At 42.1% G+C, this 4,872-nt stretch carries 4 protein-coding genes; 3 read left to right on the forward strand and 1 reads right to left on the reverse strand.

The genetic code is table 11. The features are described from left to right. The 3 genes from budA to ettA form a co-directional block, all read left to right on the forward strand. Window positions 1–748 (forward strand): acetolactate decarboxylase (gene budA, locus QZU45_RS10755; RefSeq protein WP_295355169.1); only part of this gene is annotated, 748 nt, incomplete at its 5' end. Between the two features lie 135 nt (window positions 749–883). After that, on the forward strand, window positions 884–1,822 hold the full coding sequence (locus QZU45_RS10760) for a flagellin (protein WP_295355171.1): 939 nt from the start codon (window positions 884–886) through the stop codon (window positions 1,820–1,822). Window positions 1,823–2,140: 318 nt separating this feature from the next. Beyond that, window positions 2,141–3,805, forward strand: coding sequence for an energy-dependent translational throttle protein EttA (gene ettA, locus QZU45_RS10765; RefSeq protein WP_295355173.1), 1,665 nt, complete (start codon window positions 2,141–2,143; stop codon window positions 3,803–3,805). Window positions 3,806–3,878: 73 nt separating this feature from the next. Here ettA and QZU45_RS10770 read toward each other — a convergent pair. After that, a partial coding sequence (locus QZU45_RS10770) for a substrate-binding domain-containing protein (RefSeq protein WP_295355175.1) occupies window positions 3,879–4,872 on the reverse strand: 994 nt, incomplete at its 5' end.

Raw genomic sequence — 4,872 nt, forward strand, 5'->3', positions numbered from 1 at the left:
GGCACAGGCTGACAGAGAAAGTATTGTACAGGTTGCACTGCTGCAGTCTTTAGCACAGGGATATTTTGGAGGAACCATCACCTCTGGAGAGCTTAGAGCACTTGGAGATACCGGTATCGGAACATTTGAAGGCCTGAACGGTGAGATGATTGTTCTTAACGGAAAAGTATATCAGGCTTTGGGTGATGGAACTGTCTTCATAGCTCCTGACAAAACCATTATTCCATACGCAACAGTAACCTTCTTTGATCCAGATATTCCCGTCAAGCTAAAAGATATCAACAACAAAAAGGATTTTGAGAATGCTCTGAATGCAGAAGTGCAGAAAGAAGGAGCAAACAGTTTCTACATGGTTAAGCTTGAAGCTCAATTTGACTCAGTACTGTTCCGAAGCGAATACGGAAGTGAACCGCCTTATCCTACCCTTGTGGAGGCCCTTAAAGGTAAACAGACTGAATTTACAGAGAAGAATATCAAAGGCACTCTTGTAGGTCTGTACTGTCCAAGCTACATGGGAGAACTTAACTCTGTAGGCTGGCATTTCCATTTTATATCCGATGATAAAAAGAAAGGCGGACATATTCTGGAACTGACCCTAAAAGACGGTACCGCATATCTGGACAAAACAGATAAGTTCACCATGATGCTGCACAATGACAAGAAGTTCCATGATATTAATCTGGCAAAAGATATGGCAGAGGATATCAGAAGTGCCGAGCAGGATACAAAAGGCAAAATGCAAAAATAAGGAGACCATCGTTTTCTAACGCTTTCTCAATTTAATCGCCTTTAGATTATGCCAACTGAAAAGTTGGCATAATTCTTTCATACTCCAGAAAAAAGGCAATTTTTTGCCACACAAAACAAAACTGGAGAGAAAAAAATGTCTTCCTTTTACATCAATACCAATCTGACTGCACTTGCAGCTCAGCGCTCCGTTAACAGAGCTACCAATAAAATTGACACAGCCTATAACCATTTATCCAGTGGTCTTAAGATTAATTCTGCAAAGGATGATCCTGCGGGAGTTCAAACTTCTGACAGACTGACTCTACAGATCAATTCTTTAAATATGACCAATCGAAATGCACAGGATGCGATTTCATATGCGCAGACTGCTGAAGGTGCTATTGAAGAAATTACAACTATGCTCCAGAGAATCAGAACATTAGCAGTTCAGTCTGCCAACGGTGTTTATTCTCAGGATAACCGCAGAGCCCTTCAGGATGAGGTTGATCAGCTTAATGAAGAAATTGGACGAATTGCCCGTGATACCACTTTCGGTGGACAGGATCTGCTTTCAGGCAATGCTTCTATTGTAAGATTCCAGATCTCCCCTGCTCCAGGCTCCATAATTGAAATTGATCTGGCAACAGGTTTCGATGTACCTAACCTGGCAAAAATGGCAGCAAAACTTACAGGAAGTGACGAATTTGAACTTCCACCTGATGCTGGTGTAACCCCTTCAAAATATAACTTTGTGGATATCTTTAACTACTCCGTCAATGGCGGAGGTATTGATATCCGAACTCAGTCCCAGGCACAGATCGTACTGGCCGGTATTGACTATCTAATTACAGCTGTTGACTCTAAGCGTTCCGAACTTGGTGCTGTTCAGAATCGTCTTGAGGCAACCATTAGAAATCAGGATAATGTTAAAGAGAATGTTTCTGACTCACGAGCTCGAATCCGCGATTCTGACTATGCAGAGGAAGTCTCAAACATGGTTTCTGAACAAATGAAGCAGCAGGGCTCTATTACAATTCTTACTCAGGCTAATCAGAAACCTCAAATTGCACTTCAGATGCTTCAGGAAAGCTAAAAAATACTCCTTATGTTTGTTTTGTGTTCCTTCGCAATTTGCGAAGGATTTTTTTTTACAAGCCCCTCTGCGATTCATCATTCTTCTTCAATAAATATGAGTAAAAGGAATAACACATAAATAATCTCCTAGTTGTAAAAATAGTCCCGCTATTTGTCTTTAAAACATATAGCGGGCTTTTTTTACCAGATGCAACACAACATTCAAAAATAATCCATCCAATTTTTTTTGAACTTCACTGAAGATAATATCTCCTTTTAATGAGAAATAAGCATTTCATGTTACAATGAGCCGTTGTACACACATTGAGGAATATAAATGGCTCAGTTCATTTACACTATGAATAGGGTGGGAAAAATTGTTCCGCCAAAGAGACAGATTTTAAAGGATATCTCACTGTCCTTTTTCCCTGGTGCCAAGATTGGTGTTCTAGGATTAAACGGTGCCGGTAAATCAACACTTATCAAAATCATGGCAGGTGTAGATACCGACATTGAGGGTGAGGCAAGACCACAACCTGGCATCAAGATCGGCTATCTGCCACAGGAGCCTGTACTTGATCCTGAAAAGACTGTAAAAGAGGTTATTGAAGAATCCTTTTCAGAAGTCTATGCTGCTTTAAAACGCTTAGATGAAGTCTATGCAGAATATGCTGATGAGAATGCTGACTTTGATGCTCTGGCTAAAGAGCAGGCAAAGCTTGAGGCAATTATCGATGCTCACGACGGCCATAACCTTGAAGTTCAGATTGACAAGGCTGCAGATGCATTAAGACTGCCACCATCAGACAGAAAGATTAAGGTTTTATCTGGTGGTGAAAGACGCCGTGTTGCCTTATGTCGTCTTCTGCTTGAAAAACCAGACATGCTTCTGTTAGACGAGCCTACCAACCACCTAGATGCAGAATCAATTGACTGGCTGGAGCAGTTCCTTCATCAGTATCCAGGTACTGTGGTTGCAGTAACCCATGACAGATACTTCCTTGACAACGTTGCAGGCTGGATTTTAGAGCTTGACCGTGGCGAGGGTATTCCTTGGGAAGGCAACTATTCAAGCTGGCTTGATCAGAAGGATAAGAGACTTCAGATTGAGGAAAGCACAGAGTCTGCAAGACGCCGTTCCATTGAGCGAGAGCTGGAATGGGTAAGACAGGGAGCCAAGGGACGTCATGCAAAATCCAAGGCCCGTCTGCAGCGCTTTGAGGAACTGTCCTCTGTAGAGTACCAGAGCAGAAATGAAACCAATGAACTTTATATTCCACCAGGGCCACGTTTAGGCGAGACTGTGCTTGAGGTTAACAACCTGTCTAAGGCATATGATGATCAGGTCCTGATTGATGATCTGTCATTCAGTATTCCTAAGGGAGCAATTGTTGGTATCATTGGCCCTAACGGTGCTGGTAAATCAACTCTGTTCAGAATGATCACCGGTATTGAAAAGCCAGATTCAGGCTCTATCAAGCTTGGTGATACCGTAGTTACCGCTTATGTTGAGCAGTTCCGTGATCAGATGAAGAACGAGAACACTGTTTTTGAAGAGATTTCACAGGGTTCTGACATTCTAAAGGTTGGTAACTATGAAATTCCTTCCAGAGCATACATCGGAAGATTCAACTTCAGAGGAACCGATCAGCAGAAGCGTGTTGGAGATCTGTCAGGTGGTGAAAGAGGCCGTCTGCAGCTTGCTAAACTGCTTCAGGTTGGAGGTAATCTGCTGTTGCTGGATGAGCCTACCAATGATCTTGATGTAGAAACCCTGCGTGCACTTGAGAACGCTTTACTAGAGTTCCCTGGCTCAGCAATGGTTATCTCACATGACCGCTGGTTCCTTGATCGAATTGCTACTCACATCCTTGACTACGGTGATGAGGGCAAGGTCAGATTCTTTGAGGGTAACTACACTGAGTATGAGGCATGGAAGAAGGCAAATCTTGGTGAAGAAGCTCAACCTCACCGACTCAAATTCAAAAAGGTTACCAAGTAACAGATTCGTAAAATCAACTAAAAAACCGCCATTTTGGCGGTTTTTCTTGAGATACATTTCTTGAAATACAATTTTAGAAATTGTAATTATCTACATTATCTTTGGTAATGATTAGCGGATCATCAAAAATCAGAGTATTACCCTCAAATCTTGGAGTACCGAATTCCGGTAGAGAGAAACCAGGTTTAATCTCATCTTTTCTGCCATCTGCTATCATCTTAGCAAGAATTATCTGTACTCTTGCAGCCTGAGCAGGATCCCACAGCAGAGCTTCCTGAACATAACCAGACTTCAGATACTCTTTAACATCATTAGGTGTTGTCACTCCTACTACAGTAATAGCATCTTTAAGATTCTTGCTGGATAAAGTCTGACCGATACCAGGAAGACCTTCTGAGCCCATACTGATAATACCAACCAGATCAGGATGCTTCTTCATCAGAGATAAGGCTGTTTTACCAGAAACACCACGGTTCTCAGCAATAGGAAGCTTATCAATAAATTCAAGCTGAGGATACATCTCTTTCTGGCGTTTTACAGCCGCATCAGCCCACACATTATGAGCAGGAACTGTGAGAGAACCTACATAGATGGCATATTTCCCCTTTTTACCCTTGGAATATTTTACAAATTCATCCATCAGAAGCTCACCGAACTTTTTATTATCTATAAGCTCAACATCGAAGTCCGCATTGACCTGTCCTGGAGATTCATGGGTAATAACTGTAATGCCATTATCTTTGGCTCTCTTGAAGGAATCCTCAAGGGAAGCTGCATCATTAGGGACTACAAGTAAGGCACTAACACCGCGATTTACATATTTATCCACAAGCTCAGCCTGCTTTTTATGACTTGCAATCGTGGTTGCGCCATATTCACCTTTTACATCATTCTCTTTAGCGCCCTTTACTATTCCTTCTTTGTGTCGGGCAAACCAAGGAGTACTTACCTTTCCAACTCCAACAAAAACAGTACCCTCCGGACCAGCCTCACATAATGCAGCTGATGAATATAACGTCAGGCACACTGCTAAAGCGCTAAGCAGACTTTTAATTTGCATTTTCACA

This window comes from uncultured Succinivibrio sp. (genome assembly GCF_902756765.1).
Taxonomy (GTDB): Bacteria; Pseudomonadota; Gammaproteobacteria; order Enterobacterales; family Succinivibrionaceae; genus Succinivibrio.